The sequence below is a fragment of the Streptomyces sp. NPDC002853 genome, assembly GCF_053591915.1.
In genome coordinates this window covers 253109-271417 of record NZ_JBSFUS010000012.1, presented here as the reverse complement: position 1 = coordinate 271417, position 18309 = coordinate 253109, and the positions used below count along the sequence as shown (strand labels likewise).

General features: G+C 70.8%; 18 protein-coding genes. 11 read left to right on the top strand and 7 right to left on the bottom strand.

The window, feature by feature from the left end:
* Positions 1-20: 20 nt before the first annotated feature.
* Positions 21-188, top strand: a complete 168-nt coding sequence (locus ACWD02_RS31870) for a hypothetical protein (protein WP_451216606.1) — start codon at positions 21-23, stop codon at positions 186-188.
* On the opposite strand, the gene ACWD02_RS31865 is transcribed toward ACWD02_RS31870, so the two are convergent.
* Positions 175-861 (bottom strand): NADPH-dependent F420 reductase, encoded by a 687-nt coding sequence (locus ACWD02_RS31865; RefSeq protein ID WP_451216603.1) that lies wholly within the window; start codon positions 859-861, stop codon positions 175-177. The genes ACWD02_RS31870 and ACWD02_RS31865 overlap by 14 nt on opposite strands.
* An 89-nt stretch (positions 862-950) precedes the next feature.
* Here ACWD02_RS31865 and ACWD02_RS31860 point away from each other — a divergent pair, with 89 nt between their 5' ends.
* Together ACWD02_RS31860 and ACWD02_RS31855 are read left to right on the top strand one after the other, a co-directional pair.
* Positions 951-1319 carry a winged helix-turn-helix transcriptional regulator gene (locus tag ACWD02_RS31860; protein ID WP_451216600.1) on the top strand — a complete coding sequence of 123 codons (369 nt, stop codon included), beginning with the start codon at positions 951-953 and terminating at the stop codon, positions 1317-1319.
* 152 nt (positions 1320-1471) lie between these two features.
* Positions 1472-2698, top strand: a complete 1227-nt coding sequence (locus ACWD02_RS31855) for a serine hydrolase domain-containing protein (protein WP_451216597.1) — start codon at positions 1472-1474, stop codon at positions 2696-2698.
* Here the strand turns inward: ACWD02_RS31855 and ACWD02_RS31850 are convergent.
* Together ACWD02_RS31850 and ACWD02_RS31845 are read right to left on the bottom strand one after the other, a co-directional pair.
* Complete coding sequence (locus tag ACWD02_RS31850; protein ID WP_451216594.1) at positions 2650-3336, bottom strand: class F sortase; 687 nt, start codon at positions 3334-3336, stop codon at positions 2650-2652. The two genes, ACWD02_RS31855 and ACWD02_RS31850, sit on opposite strands and share 49 nt — an antisense overlap.
* Positions 3333-4157 carry a hypothetical protein gene (locus ACWD02_RS31845; RefSeq protein ID WP_451216592.1) on the bottom strand — a complete coding sequence of 275 codons (825 nt, stop codon included), beginning with the start codon at positions 4155-4157 and terminating at the stop codon, positions 3333-3335. The genes ACWD02_RS31850 and ACWD02_RS31845 overlap by 4 nt, the downstream gene beginning before the upstream one ends.
* 162 nt (positions 4158-4319) lie before the next feature.
* Between ACWD02_RS31845 and ACWD02_RS31840 the strand changes: the two genes are divergently transcribed.
* On the top strand, positions 4320-4784 hold the full coding sequence (locus ACWD02_RS31840) for a hypothetical protein (protein WP_451216590.1): 465 nt from the start codon (positions 4320-4322) through the stop codon (positions 4782-4784).
* A 17-nt stretch (positions 4785-4801) separates the two neighbouring features.
* Positions 4802-5272 carry a hypothetical protein gene (locus ACWD02_RS31835; protein WP_451216587.1) on the top strand — a complete coding sequence of 157 codons (471 nt, stop codon included), beginning with the start codon at positions 4802-4804 and terminating at the stop codon, positions 5270-5272.
* Positions 5273-5303: 31 nt separating this feature from the next.
* Here the strand turns inward: ACWD02_RS31835 and ACWD02_RS31830 are convergent, their stop codons facing one another.
* The 3 genes from ACWD02_RS31830 to ACWD02_RS31820 form a co-directional block, all read right to left on the bottom strand.
* Positions 5304-6494: an ABC transporter substrate-binding protein gene (locus ACWD02_RS31830; protein ID WP_451216584.1), complete on the bottom strand. Its 1191-nt coding sequence runs from the start codon at positions 6492-6494 to the stop codon at positions 5304-5306.
* A gap of 99 nt (positions 6495-6593) precedes the next feature.
* On the bottom strand, positions 6594-9194 hold the full coding sequence (locus tag ACWD02_RS31825) for an MXAN_6230/SCO0854 family RING domain-containing protein (RefSeq protein WP_451216581.1): 2601 nt from the start codon (positions 9192-9194) through the stop codon (positions 6594-6596).
* A 169-nt stretch (positions 9195-9363) separates the two neighbouring features.
* A complete protein-coding gene (locus tag ACWD02_RS31820; RefSeq protein ID WP_451216579.1) occupies positions 9364-10803 on the bottom strand; it encodes a gamma-aminobutyraldehyde dehydrogenase in 1440 nt (479 codons plus the stop codon).
* Between the two features lie 161 nt (positions 10804-10964).
* On the opposite strand from ACWD02_RS31820, the gene ACWD02_RS31815 reads away from it, so the two are divergent.
* From ACWD02_RS31815 to ACWD02_RS31790, 6 genes are all read left to right on the top strand, one after another.
* Positions 10965-11477, top strand: a complete 513-nt coding sequence (locus ACWD02_RS31815) for an Lrp/AsnC family transcriptional regulator (protein WP_363212587.1) — start codon at positions 10965-10967, stop codon at positions 11475-11477.
* Positions 11462-12841 (top strand): aspartate aminotransferase family protein, encoded by a 1380-nt coding sequence (locus ACWD02_RS31810; protein ID WP_363212586.1) that lies wholly within the window; start codon positions 11462-11464, stop codon positions 12839-12841. Before ACWD02_RS31815 ends, ACWD02_RS31810 begins: the two co-directional genes overlap by 16 nt.
* 208 nt (positions 12842-13049) lie before the next feature.
* Positions 13050-13967 (top strand): ABC transporter ATP-binding protein, encoded by a 918-nt coding sequence (locus tag ACWD02_RS31805; RefSeq protein ID WP_451216575.1) that lies wholly within the window; start codon positions 13050-13052, stop codon positions 13965-13967.
* Positions 13949-15127 carry a hypothetical protein gene (locus tag ACWD02_RS31800; protein WP_451216572.1) on the top strand — a complete coding sequence of 393 codons (1179 nt, stop codon included), beginning with the start codon at positions 13949-13951 and terminating at the stop codon, positions 15125-15127. Before ACWD02_RS31805 ends, ACWD02_RS31800 begins: the two co-directional genes overlap by 19 nt.
* 165 nt (positions 15128-15292) lie before the next feature.
* On the top strand, positions 15293-15697 hold the full coding sequence (locus ACWD02_RS31795) for a VOC family protein (RefSeq protein ID WP_451216569.1): 405 nt from the start codon (positions 15293-15295) through the stop codon (positions 15695-15697).
* A gap of 159 nt (positions 15698-15856) precedes the next feature.
* Positions 15857-17020, top strand: a complete 1164-nt coding sequence (locus tag ACWD02_RS31790) for an LOG family protein (RefSeq protein WP_451216566.1) — start codon at positions 15857-15859, stop codon at positions 17018-17020.
* A 410-nt stretch (positions 17021-17430) separates the two neighbouring features.
* Here ACWD02_RS31790 and ACWD02_RS31785 read toward each other — a convergent pair whose 3' ends face one another.
* Positions 17431-18234, bottom strand: a complete 804-nt coding sequence (locus tag ACWD02_RS31785; protein ID WP_451216563.1) for a maleylpyruvate isomerase N-terminal domain-containing protein — start codon at positions 18232-18234, stop codon at positions 17431-17433.
* Between the last annotated feature and the right edge of the window lie 75 nt (positions 18235-18309).

Sequence of the window (18309 nt, the reverse complement as noted above, 5' to 3'; positions counted from 1 at the left end):
CCTCAACTAGCTTGTGGTGCATGGGGAACAGCGACGACGACAAGCGGGAAGAGCCGCTCTTCGTGTACGAGCGCGACGAACGGGGCTATCGCGGCCATCGCCTCAATCCACGGCACCCCGTGGGCCGCATGCTGACCATCGCACTCCTGGTCGGCATCGTCCTCGTCATCCTGCTCATGGCGAAGTGACGGGGGCGGGGACGGGGACGGCCGCCTCCCGCGGGGCACCCGCGGCATACGCGAGCGGTGGCGCGATGGCCTGCGCGTCCGCCCCCTCCCCCACCCAGAGCCCGATGAGCAGCGCCGCCGTGGCCTCCACCAGACCGGCCCGCTCCAGGCCGCCCGCGGCGAACGGCGCGCACCCGGCGTCCTTCACGAGCTCCCGTACGACGTCCAGGGCGCCCGCGTCGTCCCCGCAGAGCGGGACCGCCAGCGTCCTGCCGTCGAAGACCGGCGGGTCCATCCGCCACACGTCCTCGTGGCAGAGGTTGAACGCCTTGACGACACGCGCTCCGGGCGCGGCGTCGGCGAGCCGTCGTGCGGCCGATGGGCCGCCCTCGGTGAGCAGCCCGAAGCCGGGGCCGACGGGATTGGAGCAGTCGATCAACACCCGTTCGCGAAGCGGTACCTGGAGCTCTCCCGCGACGGATGCCCCCGCCGCGTACGGCAGGGCGAGCAGGACCGCGTCCCCGAACTCGGCCGCCGCACGCGGTGTTCCGTGCCCTGCCGCGCCCATGCGCGCGGCGAGCGCCGCCGCGCGGCCCTCGTCCCGCCCGCCGATCAGCACGTCGTGCCCCGCCCGCACCCACTGCGTGCCGAGCGCGTCCGCCATGGCTCCCGTGCCGATGATGCCTATGCGCATGCCTGTCTTCCTCTCGTTCCGCGCCCCGGTTCACCGGTTCGCCGGGGTACGGCACGACAGTAGGAAAAGGCTCGGGCACCATTCGGTACGTGACGAACGACGATCTGCTCGCCGACTGCCGCGCCCGGCTCGCCTTCGACCTGCTCGCCAACACCTGGAACGCGGTGACCCTCTGGGCCCTGCGGCACGGCCCGCGCCGCCCGCGTGAACTGCGCGGCCTGATCGGCGGCATCAGCCCCAAGATCCTCACCGAGACCCTGCGCCGCCTGGAGTACAACGGCCTGGTGTCGCGCAGGTCGTACCCTCAATCGCCGCCCCGCGTCGAGTACGAACTCACCGCCCTGGGGCGTACGTTGCTCGGCCCCATCGAGGCATTCGGGGCATGGGCCTTCGACCACGGTGACGAGGTGATGGCCGCGCAGGAGCGCGCCGACCACCCCGCCACCGGCGCCCCCTAGGGGATGACCCGCCAACACCCCTGATGCGTATGGGTGTTGACCCCTCGGTATTCGCCGGGCCCTCGCCCTCCCCAGTGAGGATCCGCCCTGCCCGCAGGCGCACCAGGATGGACGGCACACCTTCCGCACCGCAGCCATCCTGGAGTCACACCGTGCAGTTCCGCGCTCGTACCGCTCTCGCCGCCGCCCTCGTCATCGGCCTCACCGGCGCGGCGGCCGCTCCCGCCCTGGCACAGGCGCACACCGCGCCCGCGGCGGTCGCCCCGCAGGGTTCCGCGCCGGACGCCAAGGCCCTGCGCGCCGCGCTCAGGGGCCTCCCGGATGCCGACGCGACCGCCGCCCTGGTCCGCGTCGGCGGCACGGACGGGGCCTGGCGCGGGACTTCCGGCGTACACGACCTGGTCACGGGGAGAAAGGCCGACCCGCACGGGCGCTTCCGCGCCGGATCGACGACCAAGATCGTGACGGCGGCCGTGGCGCTGCAACTGGCCGCCGACGGCGAACTGGACCTCGACAAGCCGGTGCAGCACTACATGCCGGAGCTGTTCCCGAAGCAGCAGGACCCGAAGAAGAGGTTCGAGCCCATCCCCGTGCGCGGCCTCCTCAACTACACCAGCGGCCTGCGGCCGGGCGACGGCTTCGACGACGAATACGCCCACCGCTTCGACACGTTGGACTACCGGAAGGTCGTCGCGTCGGCCATCTCCAAGGGGCCCCAGCACGACCCCGGCGACGAACAGCACTACCGCAACATCGGCTACACCGTGCTCGGCATGCTCATCGAGCGGGTCACCGGGGACTCGTACGCCCATCAGGCCGCGCAGCGGATCTTCAGGCCGCTCCACCTGCGTGACACCTACTTCCCCGGGACCGACCTCCGCATCCGCGGTCCGCACAACCGCGGCTACCAGAGCGTGCGGCAGCCGGACGGGACCACCCGGCTCGTCGACGTCACCGAGTGGAATCAGTACGACCGCTTCGCGGCGGGCGACATGATCTCCTCCACCGCCGACCTGGAGGTGTTCACCCAGGCCCTGTTCGACGGAAAGGTCGTGCCGCAGCCTCAGTTGAAGGAGATGTTCACCCTGCCGAAGCTGGCGCCGGGCGTCCCCGACGCCATGTTCGGCGCGGGGCTCCAGCGACACGAGGTGGACGGTCAGGTGGTCTGGCTCAAGACCGGTTCCCGCCACGGCTACCTGAGCATGATCGCCTCCACCGAGAACGGCTCCCGCACTCTCGCCTACTCGGTCAACGCGACCGGTGCCAAGGGGAAGGACATGAACCCGGTCGCCGAGCGGATCGCCCTGACCGCCATGAAGCGGGGTGAGGATCACGCGACGCCCGTCATGCTCGCGAACACCGTCACGTTGTTGGGGTAGTAGTTCCGGTCCGCGTCGAACTCTCCGCCGCAGGTGATCAGGCGCAGCCCCGCGTGGTCGATGTTCTTGTACACCTCCAGGGTGGGGAACTCCTTCTTCGGATACTCCTCGACACGGTCCACCGCGAAGGTGGCGGTCCTGCCGTCCTCGCGCGTGACCTCGATCGTGTCCCCGGCCTTCATGGTCTTCAGCTTCTTGAAGACGGCGTCCGCGCCGTCCCACGTCACATGGCCCGCGATCACCGCCGGGCCCTTGGAGCCGGGGGTGGGGCCCGGTTCGTACCAGCCCGCGAGATCGGGGTCCTTCGGCGTCGTCATCTCCCCGCCGTCGCCCTGCCCGAGCGTCTCCAGCGCGCTGGACACTCCCAGGGAGGGAATGGCGACGCGTCGCGGAACCGACCGGGCCAGGGCCTCGGGGGCATCCTTGCCCGATCCGGCCGACGGCGTGGAGCCGTCATCCGCCGTACCCTCACCCGCCGCGCCGTCCCCCGCCGCGCTCTGGCGGGGAGGGGCGGGCGCGGCGGCGGTGTCGTCAGGACCCGCGCACGCCGTGAGCACCAGGGCGGCCGCGACGGCGGCGACCGCGGCCGCCGAGGCGCGCCGGAGCCCGGTCCACGCCCGCCAGGCCGAGCGGCTCACGCGGCGTCCCCCGTCTTCGCGACGGCGACCGCGACCGCGGCCGGGGTCATCAGGCGCCGCCTGGCGAGCACCAGTGTCCCGGCGGCGGCGACCGCCGCGGCCCCGGCTGCGCCGGTCGCGACGCCGGTGTACGTACGGTCCTGCGTGCCTCCGCCGGTCTCGACCCCGCCGATGGGAACGGATCCGACGGCCGCGCCCTTGACCACACCGCAGTTGGTCGGAGCGGTGGCCTCCTGGGGGAGCTTCGGGTCGAGTTCGCTCTTGCCGGCGCCCTCGAAGTCGTACTTGCCGTTGTCGTTGGGGTCGATGCCGTGCTGCACGATGTGCAGGTCCTTGATGTGCTCGACCACGTCCTGCCCCACGGTGATGGTGCGCTTGTAGGAGACCTTGCCCTGCGCGTCGGCCACCGGCATCCGGTCCACGGCGAGGCCGCTGGCCGCGTCGGTGGCCCCGGATTCGGTCAGCGAGATGTTGATGTCGCCGTAGTGGACGGTGGCCTCGGTGTTGTCGAGGATGCCGTCGCCGTTGGTGTCGTCACCGTCGTCCGGGCACTGGAAGTCGTGCCCGTCGGTGGAACCGTGCAGGTGCTGCGCCGACGGCTGTCCCGGGACCAGGCCCTCGGACTTGATCCACACGGTCAGCGCGTTGCCGCGCAGGCTCAGGAGGGCTGTCCCCGTGGAGCCGGAGTCGTTCAGCGGGGCCAGGTCGATCTGGTAGGCCGGGGGGTCCGCCGCGAACACCGGGGACGAGACGACCACGGTGAGGAGAGCGGCGGGCAGAGCGGCGAGCCCCACGAGAAGGCCGGTTCGCTTGATCATCAAGTTCGTCCTTTTCCGCGGCACCCGGACGGGAGGGCCGCACGAGCCATGCAGTTACCTATGAAACGGAACGAGACTCGTGGGTGTTCAAATCGAACGCGGGGTTCCGCGCGGGCCGGGCTGAGCCCTGCCCGCATCCGGGGACCGGCAGAAGGGAGCACGGCCATGACGGCCGAGTGGAACTGGGAGAGCGGCGAGGGCCTGCTGGGCCTCGACGACCCCGCCGAGTGGGACGCGGCGCACGACCGCGGCGAGCGCGGCCTCGGCACGGCAGCCATCGGCCTCGCCTTCAACTGCACGCCGGCGGAGGCCTCACCCCGCATCATCCGGGCGATGCGGCTGCCGGACCACGGCCAGCGGGGGTTCGCGTACACCGCGGCGGGCACCGTGGCCCGCCTCAACCGCGGCCTCACCTCGGAGCTGTACGCCGCCCTGCGGGCGGAGGGTCATCGCGGCCTCGCGGAGAACGCGGTGGACGACACACTGACGTTCGTGCCGTTCCGGGAGCTGCCGCTGTGGTTCAAGTGGCGCAAGGTCGCGTCAAAGGTGCGGGACAAGCTGACGACCTGGCGGTTGGAGGCGTCGTACGCGATCGAGGATGCCGGAAAGGCTCTGCGCCGCCGGCGCTGACGGAAGGAGAGTGGCCCATGGCGCCCGGGTGGGACTGGGAAGGCGACGAGAGCCTGCTGCGGTTCGACGATCCCGCCGCATGGGACGCGGCCCATGAGCGGGGCAGGGTCCGCCCCCTGGGCTCCGCCGTGATCGGACTGGCCTTCAACTGTTCCCTGGCCGAAGCGTCACCCCGGATCGTCCGGGCCACACGGTTGCCGGACCCCCACGAGCGCGGCTTCGCCTTCACCGCGGCAGGCCATGCCGCCCGGCTGCACGGCGAGCTGACGCCGGAGCTGTACGCCGCGCTGCGCGCCGAGGGCCCCGGCGGCTTCGCCGAGCACGCCCTCAGGGACGCCCTGGCTTTCGTGCCGTTTCGGCGGCTTCCGCCGTGGTTCAAGTGGCAGGCGGTGCGGATGACCGTGAGGGACAAACTGGAGTACTGGGGAATGCTGTGCCAGGACGGACTCGACGCCGTCCGCAAGGCCCTGCGCCGACGCCGTTCCTGAACAAGCCGGGGGCCACACGGCTCCGCCCGCCCTACAGCCCCGCGATAGCGTTCCACCGCTTGGCGAAATCCGTCCGCTCCTCCGACGTGATGTCCCGCGCGATGGCGAGCCGCTTGCGCATGGAGTCGTCCGGGAAGATCAGCGGGTCCTCGGCGAGGGCCGCCAGTTCCTTGTCCTTGGACGAGGCGAGGACGTCACGGGCGGCCGGCACCGGGCAGACGTAGTTGACCCAGGCGGCGAGCTCCGCGGCCACCTCGGGGTCGTAGTAGTAGTCGATGAGCTGTTCCGCGTTCCGCTTGTGGCGGGCCAGGTTCGGGATCATCAGCGATTCCGCCCAGAGTTCCGCGCCCTCCTCGGGGACGACGAACTCGATGTCCGGGTCGTCGGCCTGGAGCTGGATGACGTCACCGCTGTAGGCCTGACAGGCCAGGACGTCGCCGCTGGAGAGATCCTTGATGTAGTCGTTGCCGGTGAAGCGGCGGATGTGCTTCGAGGCCACGAGTTTCTCCACCCGGTCGCACACCGCGTGGAAGTCGTCCGCCTTCCACTTGGTGATGTCGACCCCGTCCCCCTGCATGAGCAGCGCGAACGACTCGTCGAGCCCGGACAGCAGCGTGACCCGGCCCTTGAGGTCGTCGGCCCACAGGTCGGACACGTGCTTGATCTCCCGGCCCAGCCTGCGCTTGTTGTACGCGATGCCGGTGATGCCCGACTGCCAGGGCACGGTGTGCTTGCGACCCGGGTCGAAGTGCGGCGAACGCAGCAGCGGGTCCAGGTACTTGGTGACGTTCGGCTGCCGCGCGCGGTCCATCTCCTGGACCCAGCCGAGCCGCACGAAGCGCGCGCACATCCAGTCGCTGATGACGATGAGGTCGCGGCCGGTCTCCTGGTGGTTCATCAGGGACGGACTGATCTTGCCGAAGAACTCGTCGTTGTCGTTGATCTCCTCCGTGTAGCGGACGTCGATTCCGGTCCGCTTCTCGAAGGCGTCGAGCGAGGGCCGCTTCGTCGAGTCATCGTCGTCGGTGTCGATGTAGAGCGGCCAGTTGGCGAAGGTCAGCGTCTTGTCCCGCCGTGAGCGGTCCCCGGCGGCACGGTCGCCGGGGGCTATGTACGCCGCGGGCACGCCGCAGCCCGCGAGCGAGCTGACGGCCGCCGCGCCGCCGAGGGCGCGCAGCAGGGACCGGCGGGAGACTGAGGAGGCACTGGGGTTCGCTCGCACCCCGGCAGCATGCGCCTGTGTGTCACGTACAGGCAATGGACGCTGCGTCGAGCCGAGGGGTCCGGAACCGACACCCTGTCGATCGGGGACAACCCCTCCTCACGCCGGCGCCAGCCACCCCGCCAGGTCCCCCGCGGTGATCCGCTCAAGCGGCGAGGCATCGACCGGCCCCGGGTAGAGGCGGTACGCCGTGCCGGACGCGACGCCGTCCACGCCCTCCAACTCGCCGTGCAGCAGCGCCAGAAGCGCCCGGCGTCCCGCAAGTTCCGGCTCCGCCTCCGCGCGCAGCTCGTCCGGCTCCCACCCGTCGCGGACCCGCAGCGCGAAGTCGGCGCGCGGCTCGTCGTCGGCACGGCGGTAGCCCCACAGGACGTGGCCACGGCCGCGCACGTACACCGGTCCTTCGGTGCGGGCCGCCGCCGTCCAGCAGGCGAGGTCCCACAGGGTGGCCCGGCCGCGCGGCCGGAAGGTGTCGAGCAGGTCGTTGCCCATGCGGCCGAGCTGCTTGCGGTGGCGCCACACGTCGTGGTTGCCGTCCCCTGTGGCCAGGGTGACGTCGGCCCACCATGCGCGGCGCGTCCGCAGGTCGACGATCATCGGCACGCGCAGCGCGGCATCACCCGCGAGGTCGAAGCGCTGCCGGACGGTGCGCGGGTCGTAGACGGCACGCTCCTTGCCCCGCACCGCCATGAACCCCGCGAAGGCGTCGGGGAGTTCGTCGAAGGGCACGTTGTTGTACGAGAGGACCGCGGGCACCACGAAGCGCACCCCCACGTCGGCCAGCCGCGGCAGGTCGAGGTCCAGGTACTCGGTGGCGCCGTGCGGGGCGGGCGCCGCCGTGAGGTCCCCGGAGTGCCGGGCGGCGCCGCCCGCGTACGTCAGGTGTGTGTAGTCGCACAGGCCGACGAAACGCCATAGGTCGTCGTAGAGCGCGACGGACAGGTCGAGGTCGACGCGTACGCCCTTGGGCTGCAGCCAGTGCAGGAAGAGCCGCACGTTCTCGCTGTCCGTGGGCATGGGCAGCGAGGTGCCGCGCGGCACGGCGACCAGCGACGCCGCCGACGCTCGCTCGGCGAACGGAACCGGCAGGTCGTCGAGCGAGGCGTCGAGCACCGCGACGTCGTACCGCTCGCCCTCCCCCGCGGCGAGCCGCCGCACCGCCTCCGCCTCGATCAGCTCACCGGCACGTCCCGCCACCCGGGCCGGCAGCGGCGGCCGGTCGTCGTCGACCGCGTAGGCCCGGGTGACGCGTCCGCGCGGGAAGAAGACGCGGCGGTGCCCCGGCTCGGCGCGGACCTTCATGCGGCCGTACGCACCGAGCAGCGGCCCGGGCCCGGAGCGGGGCAGGGCGTCGGCGAGCGCGTCGCCCAGCGCCTCCGGCAGGGTCTCGGCGCCCGACCGGGCCAACAACAGGTCCAGACGGCGCAGGAGTTCACCGGGGCGCTCGCGCAGCAGTCCGGCCGCGCCCGTGGTGTCCCAGCGGCCGATGGCCTCCTCGACGCGCCCCTGCCAGGTGGAGATCCGCAGCCGGTCACCCTCGATGCGGACGTCCTCGTGGCGTGCGGCCTCGGCGAGCAACACCTCGGAGAGTGCGCTGTCGCCGATGCGGGTCCCGCGAAGGACGGCGAAGGCGAGCGCCACGCGCGCGTGCCGGTGGGCCTGCTCGAAGGGGTGCAGGATTTCACCGACCCGCTTCCACGCGCGCGGATCGCGGTCCATGTCCTCGGCGAGCCGCCGCAGGTCGAACCCGTCGAGCAGGGCGAGGAGAGCACGGCGTACGGGACGCGGGAGCCCGCGCAGGCGCGGCAGTTCGAGCAGGTCGGGGTCGCCCGCGGACCGTACGACGAGGATGCGCAGCACGTCGGTGGCGGTGTCCGCGTACCGCCCGACGAACGCGCGCACGTCCGGCACGTCGAGCAGCGGCGCGAGGGCGAGCGCCTTGCTCTCGCGCAGCGGTATGCCGGCCGGGAGCCAGTCGGCGGCGTCGGCGGCATCCGCGTACCCGAGAAGCAGCACCAGGTCGTCGTGGTCCTGGGCGTTCAGGGGCGTGCGGCGGGCGAGCAGCGCGGCGAGTTCGGCGGCCGCGTCGCCGGGCGCCCCCAGGCGCAGCGCGCGCAGGATCTCGCCGCCGTCACCGCCCCGGCCGGCCCCGGTGTCGAGCCAGGGGTTGGTGGGCCCGTCGGTCTCGTAGCGGTTCTCGCAGATGGGGCAGGCGTACCAGACGCAGCAGTCGTCGCAGCAGCCCGTGTCCAGTTCCTTGCGGTGGCAGTCGTCGCACAGGAGGTGCGCGCAGGGCTTGAGCGCACGGACGCGGGCCTTGGTGCCGGCGCAGTTCATGCAGGGCTGGTGGGGCTGGGCGGCGAGATGCGCGACGACGAGGGAGGTGTAGCGGGCGTACGCGTGCTGGTACGGGACCTCGTCGGGGAACCGCCGGAACAGCGGGGCGTGGTGTCGGTCGGAGCCCATCAGCGCGTCGACGTCGGCGAGCAGCTTCGTGCCGGTCGCGGCGAGGTCGGTGACGGAGAGCGCGGTCAGCGCGCGGCGCAGCGGGGCCGTCAACAGGTGCCCGCGGTCGGCGAGTTCGGCTTCGAGGACGACCACGGCGGCGTCGGCCTGGGCGGACCGTCCGGCGCCTTCGGGAACGTACACGCTCTGCCGCCGACGCAGCAGCAGTCCCGCGAGATCGTCGGCCGTCGTCATCAGGTCACACCCCCGTAGTGCAGAAAGGCGGGGGCGGGGAGTGGGTGCGCTACGGATCTTTTGCAGAGATGAGAAAGAAGGAAGCACACCACGGAGCCGCCCCCGCGTTCCTGACGGTACGCGGGGGCGGCGGGGCCGGGCATCCCAATTAGCCCAGGGCCAGGGAGGACTAACCCTCGATCGACGTCATCACGTGCTTGATGCGCGTGTAGTCGTCGAAGCCGTAGGCCGAAAGGTCCTTGCCGTAGCCGGACTTCTTGAAGCCACCGTGCGGCATCTCCGCGACCAGCGGGATGTGCGTGTTGATCCAGACGCAGCCGAAGTCCAGGACCTTCGACATCCGCATCGCACGCGCGTGGTTCTGCGTCCAGACCGAGGAGGCGAGGGCGTAGTCCACGCCGTTCGCGTACGAGACCGCCTGCTCCTCGTCCGTGAAGGACTGGACGGTGATGACCGGGCCGAAGACCTCGTTCTGGATGATCTCGTCGTCCTGCTTGAGGCCGGAGACGACGGTCGGGGCGTAGAAGAAGCCCTTGTCGCCGACCCGCTGCCCGCCCGCCTCGACCTTGGCGTGCGCCGGAAGGCGGTCGATGAAGCCGGAGACCTGCTTCAGCTGGTTGGCGTTGTTGAGCGGGCCGAAGAGCACGTCCTCGTCGTCCGGCTGCCCGGTCTTCGTGTCGGCCGCGGCCTTGGCGAGCGCGGTCACGAAGTCGTCGTGGATGGACTCGTGGACGAGCACGCGCGTGGCGGCCGTACAGTCCTGGCCCGCGTTGAAGAAGCCCGCCACCGAGATGTCCTCGACGGCCTTGGCCAGGTCGGCGTCCTCGAAGACGACGACCGGCGCCTTGCCGCCAAGCTCCAGGTGGACCCGCTTGAGGTCCTTGGACGCGGACTCGGCGACCTGCATGCCGGCGCGCACGGAGCCGGTGATGGAGGCCATCGCCGGGGTGTTGTGCTCGACCATCGCGCGGCCGGTGTCACGGTCGCCGCAGACGACGTTGAAGACGCCCTTGGGGACGATCGAGCCGATGATCTCGGCCATCAGGACGGTCGACGCGGGGGTCGTGTCCGAGGGCTTGAGGACGACGGTGTTGCCCGCGGCGAGCGCCGGGGCGAACTTCCATACGCCCATCATCATCGGGTAGTTCCACGGCGCGACCTGCGCGCAGACGCCGATCGGCTCGCGGCGGATGATGGAGGTCAGACCCTCCATGTACTCGCCGGCCGCGCGGCCCTCGAGCATCCGGGCCGCACCCGCGAAGAAGCGGATCTGGTCGACCATGGGCGGGATTTCCTCGGACCGCGTGAGCCCGGTCGGCTTGCCCGTGTTCTCGACCTCGGCCGCGATGAGCTCCTCGGCGCGCTCCTCGAAGGCGTCGGCGATCTTCAGCAGGGCCTTCTGGCGCTCGGCGGGCGTCAGGTCACGCCAGGCGGGGAACGCGGCGGCGGCGGCCTCCATGGCGGCGTCGACGTCGGCCTGCCCCGACAGGGGCGCGGTGGCGTAGGGCTCGCCGTTGGCGGGGTTGACCACCTCGGTGGTCCGGCCGTCGGCGGCGTCCCGGAATTCTCCGTCGATGTAGTTACGCAGACGGCGCAGCTCGGTGGTCACTTCCGGCCCTCCAGTCAGATGTCCAATGGATGAGACTCCCACCCTAGTCGGTACACCGACGCTTTCAACATACCCGGGGGCCCCAAGCTGCGAAATCCGTGACGATCGAAGCTCCAGACAACGAATTTCATCGATCTGACCTTGCGGAACTGTCGACTCCTGTGCACCATGGGGTCGTGGCCAGTCGCAGCGCAGATTCCAGTAGTTCCCGACACGGGAACGGCTCTTCTCCCATCGACGCCGTCTCCCTGGCGATCATCGAACAGCTTCAGGAGGACGGACGCCGTCCGTACGCCGCCATCGGCAAGGCCGTGGGCCTGTCCGAAGCGGCCGTGCGCCAACGCGTCCAGAAGCTGCTCGACCAGGGCGTCATGCAGATCGTCGCCGTCACGGACCCGCTCACCGTGGGATTCCGGCGCCAGGCAATGGTCGGCATCAACGTCGAGGGAGACCTGGACCCCGTCGCGGAGGCGCTGACGGCCATGGCCGAGTGTGAGTACGTGGTGATGACCGCGGGCTCCTTCGACCTGATGGTGGAGGTCGTCTGCGAGGACGACGACCACCTTCTCGAAGTGATCAACAAGCGCATCCGCGCCCTCCCCGGCGTGCGCTCCACCGAGAGCTTCGTCTATCTGAAGCTCAAGAAGCAGACCTATATGTGGGGAACCCGATAGCCGTGAGCAAGGACCTCAGCCAAACCGCGTACGACCACTTGTGGATGCACTTCACCCGCATGTCGGACTACGAGAACGCACCCGTGCCCACCATCGTGCGTGGCGAGGGCACCTACATCTACGACGACAAGGGCAAGAAGTACCTGGACGGTCTGTCCGGCCTCTTCGTCGTCAACGCGGGCCACGGCCGCCACGAGCTCGCCGAGACCGCCTACAAGCAGGCGCAGGAGCTGGCCTTCTTCCCGGTGTGGAGCTACGCCCACCCGAAGGCCGTCGAGCTGGCGGAACGTTTGGCCAACCACGCGCCCGGCGACCTCAACAAGGTCTTCTTCACCACCGGTGGCGGCGAGGCCGTCGAGACCGCGTGGAAGCTGGCGAAGCAGTACCACAAGCTCACCGGCAACCACACGAAGTACAAGGTCATCTCGCGCGCGGTCGCCTACCACGGCACCCCGCAGGGCGCCCTGTCCATCACCGGTCTGCCCGCGCTCAAGGCCCCCTTCGAGCCGCTCGTCCCGGGTGCGCACAAGGTGCCGAACACGAACATCTACCGCGCCCCGATCCACGGCGACGACCCCGAGGCCTTCGGCCGCTGGGCCGCCGACCAGATCGAGCAGGAGATCCTCTTCGAGGGCCCCGAGACGGTCGCCGCCGTGTTCCTGGAGCCGGTACAGAACGCGGGCGGCTGCTTCCCGCCCCCGCCCGGGTACTTCCAGCGCGTACGCGAGATCTGCGACAAGTACGACGTGCTGCTCGTCTCGGACGAGGTCATCTGCGCCTTCGGCCGCCTCGGCACGATGTTCGCCTGTGACAAGTTCGGCTACGTCCCGGACATGATCACCTGCGCCAAGGGCATGACCTCGGGCTACTCCCCGATCGGCGCCTGCATCATCTCGGACAAGCTCGCCGAGCCGTTCTACAAGGGCGACAACACCTTCCTGCACGGCTACACCTTCGGCGGCCACCCCGTGTCCGCGGCGGTCGGCATCGCCAACCTCGACATCTTCGAGAAGGAGGGTCTCAACCAGCACGTCCTCGACAACGAGGACGCGTTCTACCAGACCCTGCGCAAGCTGCACGACCTGCCGATCGTCGGCGACGTCCGCGGCAACGGCTTCTTCTACGGCATCGAGCTCGTGAAGGACAAGGCCACCAAGGAGACGTTCAACGACGAGGAGACCGAGCGCGTCCTGTACGGCTTCCTCTCCAAGGCGCTGTACGAGAACGGCCTGTACTGCCGCGCCGACGACCGTGGCGACCCGGTCGTCCAGCTCGCCCCGCCGCTGATCTCCACCCAGGAGACCTTCGACGAGATCGAGGGCATCCTGCGCCACGTCCTCACGGAGGCGTGGACGAAGCTCTGATCCCTGGGGTCCCTCGCCGGGATCCATAGTGTGATCGAGTGATCAACACCGGCCCCGGGGGCGCCCGTTCGAGTGAGAACGGACGCCCCCGGGCCGCGTCGTTTCCAGGCAGCACGGCCTGGATCCCTAGCGTGCCCAGTGACCGATCGGCCCCGCCTTCGTTCCCCCGTACGGGGGAGGCAAACTGATCTGAACCGAGGTGTACGTGATGGTGGCCCCGCCGGACAACGACGTGCTGTGGGCACGCGCCTTGCACGTCACGCACAACGGCTCGCCCGCGCTCACCGGCGTATCACTCGGTGTCCGCGAGGCCGAGATCCTCGCCGTCACCGGCCCGCGCGGCAGCGGCAAGACGACTCTTCTGCGCTGCCTCTCCGGCCAGCTCCTGCCCCAGCAGGGCGAGGTCTGGTTCAACAGCGCGCCCGTCCACACGATGGGCCCGGCCATGCGCGAACGCCTGCGCCGCGACCGCTTCGGCTGGATCGACCCGGAGCCGCACCTCGTCCCCGAGCTCACGGCCCGGGAGAACGTCGCGCTGCCGCTGATGCTGCGCGGCGCCTCGCACCGGGCCTCCAAGACCACGGCCCAGGAGTGGCTCGACCGCCTCGACATCGGTGACTGCGCCCGCAAGCGGCCGCACGCGCTGCTCCAGGCCCAGCGCCAGCGGATCGCCATCGCCCGCTCCCTGGTCACCATGCCGTCCGTGATCTTCGCCGACGAGCCGACGGCTCCGCTGCACCGGGCCGATCGCGCCCACGTCCTGCGCACGCTGACGACCGCGGCCCGCTCGCACGGCATCACGGTCGTCCTCGCCACGCATGACGCGGAGGTCGCCGCCCTCGCCGACCGCACGGTCACGCTGCTCGACGGGCGGCGCGTGAACACGGTGCATCTGCCGGGAACGGGGGACGCCGTGGCGTCCCCCGGGGATGCGGGAGCCCCCGAGGGAGGCGGGCAGGCCGGGGACGGGGCGGATGCCGCCACGTCCGCTGCCTCCCCCGCCGCCGCCTCCGCCTCCGCCTCCGCCGAGGACGAGCCCGCTCCCGCCTCCCCCGCCGCCTCCGCTTCTGCCGAGGGCGAGTCCGACGACGCGGAAGGCCGGGCCGCGTGCTCGCTCTCCGTCTAGCCCGCGGGGCCCACCCCCTGGTCCAGCTGCGCAGGCTGCTGGTGGCCGCGGCCTCGGCCGGCACCGGCTTCCTGCTGCTGTGCACGCTGGGTTACGCGATGGGCCACCCGGACGCGTCCGGCGGGGCCGCGCTGCGCCTCGCCTGGTGCGTCGCGCCGATCGCCGCCACCGTGTACTTCGCCGTCACCGTCGCGCGCACCGACCCGGCGACCAAGCCACGCTCCGGGCTCTCCGCGGTGGGGCTCGGTCCGGCCAGGCTCACCGTCCTCGCCGCGATCTCCACGGCCGTGGCCTGCACGCTCGGCTCGATGGTCGCGCTCCTGTTCTTCCTGCACCTGCGCGGCGATCTGTCGGGCCTGCCGTTCGACGGCGCCGCGTCCGAACTGCTCGCCGCCGGGCAGCCGTTGCCCCTCGCCGCGGCACTCACCCTGCTGGCCCTGGTACCGCTGGCCGCCTCCGCAGCGAGTGCGGCCGCCCTGCGGCCCCGGACGACCAAGCGCCGCGGCAAGCCGGGCACCGACCAGAAGGAGCCCGTGGACCCGGACGCACCCGCCGCCCCGCCGAGCGGGCTGCCGTGGGGCATCGCACTCCTCGCGGCGGGCCTCGCCGTCGAGGCGTACGCGAGCCGCGCCCCCGGCACCTCGAATTTGACGCTGCCGGGCGGTCTGACCGGCAGCCCCGCTGGTGTGCTCGCCGGGTGGGCGCTCACGGCGGTCGGCCTCGCCCTCGCGGGACCCGGCCTCACGTATCTGTGCGGGCGGATCCTGCAGGCGGCCAGGCCAGGGGCGATGCGGCTCCTTGCCGGGCGCGGGCTGCAGGAGGAGGCCCGGCGGATCGGACGGCCGCTCGGGGTGCTCTGCGTGGTGGGCTCGGCGGGATACGCGGCGCTCACGCTCTACTCCGGTGACCGGCCGGACGTCGGCCCGCTGACCGCGCTCGGCTCGCTGCTCGTGGCGGGCTGCGCGGTCCTCACCCTGGCCACGGCCGCCGTCGAGGCCAAGCACGCCCGCTCCGACACGACATCGGCGCTGCTCCAGCTCGGGGCGCCGACGTCGATGCTGCGCGGCACCGCCGCGCTGCGGGCGGGCGCGCTCGCGGCCGTGTTCGGGCCGCTGACCTGGGTGGTCGCGCAGCTGGCGGCGCTGCCGCTCACGGGCTGAGGAGCCCTCGTCGAACTCCCGGGAAAAAAGTCTCGCGAGGGGCGATGAGTTCTGCGTCGAACGTGCGTCTACCTCTCCGTAAGCCACGGAACGCACGCAGAACTCACGCACTACTCACGCAGTACTCACGCAGTACTACGCAGCCACAGCATCGGGAGACACCTCATGTACCAGCAGATGATCTTCGTGAACCTCGCCGTGAACGATGTCGACAGCTCGAAGAAGTTCTTCACGGAGCTCGGTTACGCGATCAACCCGCAGTTCACGACGGACGACTGCGCCTGCGTCGTGATCAGCGACACGATCATCGCCATGCTGCTGAGCAAGAAGCACTACCAGCAGTTCACGGAGAAGGAGATCGCGGACTCGCGCAAGACGAGCGAGACGCTGCTCTGTCTGAGCGCCGAGAGCCGCGAGAAGGTCGACGAGCTGGTCGACAAGGCCGTCGCGGCGGGCGGCACGGCGGGCAAGACGCAGGACTTCGGCATGATGTACGGCCGCGCCTTCGACGACCTGGACGGCCACACCTGGGAAATCATGTGGATGGACGAGTCCGAGGTCCAGGGCTGAGGTGCGGGGTTGGGGTACGGGGTTGGGGTACGGGGCTGAGGTACGGGGCTGAGGTACGGGGCTGAGGTACGGGGCTGAGGCAGGTGTTTGAGGTGCGGGGCTGAGGTTCGAGGCTGAGGCCCACCGCAGGATGCGCGTGCGCGTGCCTAGCATGGGCAGATGCAGCCGACTCCCGTAGCTCCGTCCACGTCCTCCACCGGCCAGGGGCAGTCACCCCGACTCCCGGGCAGCGACCGCGAGATCGAGTCGCTCGCGGAGTTCGACGAGATCGCCGCGGGGGGCTCGCTCGCCGGGTGCCGCGTCCAGGCGATAGACCTGCTGGCGCGTACGTCCGTGCTGCGGGCCTGCGACGCCACGGGCGCGGTGTTCCTCGGGTGCGCGATGGAACAGAGCGCGGTGGACGCGATGCGGACCGCCGGGGCGCTGGTGTTCCCACCTGTCCCCGGCCTGCCGTTCAACCCGTACCGCGGTCTCCTCTACACGCCGGACGAACTCTTCTCGGGACTGTCCGAGGGCGGGTACGAGGCGACTCCCGACGCAGGTGCGTACGCGTGGTTCCAGGAGACCAAGGCGGACGGCGACGTCTTCTCCTCGATGCTCCGGGCGATCCACGACGACTCGATCTCGGACGCCCTCGACGAACTACTCGTCAGCGCGCGGGTGGTGGGGGTGATGGGCGGTCACGCGATGGCCCGTGGCACGGAGGCGTACGAGGGCGCGGCCCGGCTCGGCCGCTCGCTCGCTCGCGCCGGGTTCACGGTCGCCACCGGGGGCGGTCCCGGCGCGATGGAGGCGGCGAACCTGGGCGCGTACGCGTCCGTCTTCCGCGACGAGATGCTGGACGAGGCGCTCGAACTCCTCGCCAAGGCCCCGTCCTTCACCCCCTCGGTCACCGAGTGGGCGCGGGCGGCCTTCGAGGTCCGCGAGAGGTGGCCGTCCGGCGGTGCTTCGGTGGGCATCCCCACGTGGTTCTACGGCCACGAGCCGCCGAACGCCTTCGCCACCCACCTGGCCAAGTACTTCGCCAACGCCACCCGCGAGGACGGCCTGCTGGCCCGCTCGAACGCGGGCGTGATCTTCCTGCCGGGCGCGGCCGGCACACTCCAGGAAATCTTCGACGCGGCAACGCCGAACTACTACGAATCACGCGGCGAACCGACCCCGATGATCCTGGTGAACCAAACCCACTGGACACGGGACCTCCCCGCCTGGCCCCTACTACAGGCACTGGCCCAAGGCCGCTCGATGGAACCAAGGATCGCCTTGGTGGACAGGGTGGAGGAGGCCCCGGCAGCACTGTCCTCACTGACGACAGGAAGCTAACTACCCCACCCACAAACTCCGCCCCCGGGTGGCTCCTCCAACCCCCCAGCCCACCCGGCGAACGCCCAACCGACCGGCGGACAACCCAGCCCGTCCAGCGCCTGAGGACGAACACGGCGAAGCCGGTGACCACAGCAACCAAGACTGGCGCACGCAAACCCCACCCACCCGGCGGCGAACCTTCCAACCAACCCGCGACGCCCAACCCACCAGCGACGCCCAACCCACCCCGCGAACTCCCAACCCACCCGCGGACAACCCAGCCCGTCCGGCGCCTGAGGACGAACACGGCGAAGCCGGTGACGACGGCAACCCAAGGCCCCCCGCGCGCAAAACCCAACCCCACCCACCCCCCCTCAAGGCCCCCGCGCCCAGAGGGTTTTCGGGAAGGGGAGGGGTTGGGGAAAAACTCACCCGAACGACGCCCGCTCCAACCAGAAATCCATCAGCTCCCGCTCCCCCAGAACCTCCACGCCCCCACCGTCCAAAGACCGCCGCCGATAAAACGCGAGCAGCACCTCAGTCAGCGACCCCCGCAGAGCAACCGTCGCCTTCGCATGCCCCCGCCGCCAAGCAAAACCCTCCGCCCCGAACTCGATGAGCCACTCAGCGTCCAACGACGGCACCGCATCCGTGGCATGCAGATGAATGCTGCGCCCCGCCCCAACCACCTCACCACGCAACTCGGCAGCCGAATCCCCCACCTCATTCCGCTGCACGAACTGCACGATCTCCAGCCACTCATCGATCGCATCGGCGGCGACATCCGCCGCAACCACATACGGCACGCCCGCGGCAACAGCCGCATCGGCCCGGTGAACAGCCACCTCATGCGTCATGCGCCGCGCCCAGAACCCGGCATGGTGCTGATCGGACCAGGACCACACCGCGGTGTCGGCATCCACCCCGTCCCACGCCGCGGCGACAAGCTCGGCGGTCTCCGCCAGCCACGCGTCGAGAGCCGCGGGACCGTCCCCCTCCGGCCCGTGGATCCCCGGGACGTCCTCCTCCGGAATGTCCTCCGTGGCCCGAGTGGCCACCAGCTGCGCGGCCCACCGCACGGCGCCACCCACATGCCGGGCGAGGTATCCCAGCGTCCACTCCGGACACGTCGGCACGGTGGCCGACAGATCCGCCCCGGCCAGCGTCTCCCTCAACAGCCCCAGCTGAACGGTGATTTCGGCGCGATGGCGGTCGTACTCCAAGGTTGTCATGGGCCAGACCCTAGGCAGACCCCCGCGCAACACACACCTCATTAACGCCCACCGCCGCGACCGCCCACCACAGCA

What these genes read in the sequence shown, in the direction of transcription:
- ACWD02_RS31790 (WP_451216566.1), top strand. Translation starts at nt 15,857, where the DNA reads ATGCAGCCGACTCCCGTAGCTCCGTCCACGTCCTCCACCGGCCAGGGG.
- ACWD02_RS31805 (WP_451216575.1), top strand. Translation starts at nt 13,050, where the DNA reads ATGGTGGCCCCGCCGGACAACGACGTGCTGTGGGCACGCGCCTTGCAC.
- ACWD02_RS31840 (WP_451216590.1), top strand. Translation starts at nt 4,320, where the DNA reads ATGACGGCCGAGTGGAACTGGGAGAGCGGCGAGGGCCTGCTGGGCCTC.
- ACWD02_RS31795 (WP_451216569.1), top strand. Translation starts at nt 15,293, where the DNA reads ATGTACCAGCAGATGATCTTCGTGAACCTCGCCGTGAACGATGTCGAC.
- ACWD02_RS31825 (WP_451216581.1), bottom strand. Translation starts at nt 9,194, where the DNA reads ATGACGACGGCCGACGATCTCGCGGGACTGCTGCTGCGTCGGCGGCAG.
- ACWD02_RS31785 (WP_451216563.1), bottom strand. Translation starts at nt 18,234, where the DNA reads ATGACAACCTTGGAGTACGACCGCCATCGCGCCGAAATCACCGTTCAG.
- ACWD02_RS31870 (WP_451216606.1), top strand. Translation starts at nt 21, where the DNA reads ATGGGGAACAGCGACGACGACAAGCGGGAAGAGCCGCTCTTCGTGTAC.
- ACWD02_RS31865 (WP_451216603.1), bottom strand. Translation starts at nt 861, where the DNA reads ATGCGCATAGGCATCATCGGCACGGGAGCCATGGCGGACGCGCTCGGC.
- ACWD02_RS31835 (WP_451216587.1), top strand. Translation starts at nt 4,802, where the DNA reads ATGGCGCCCGGGTGGGACTGGGAAGGCGACGAGAGCCTGCTGCGGTTC.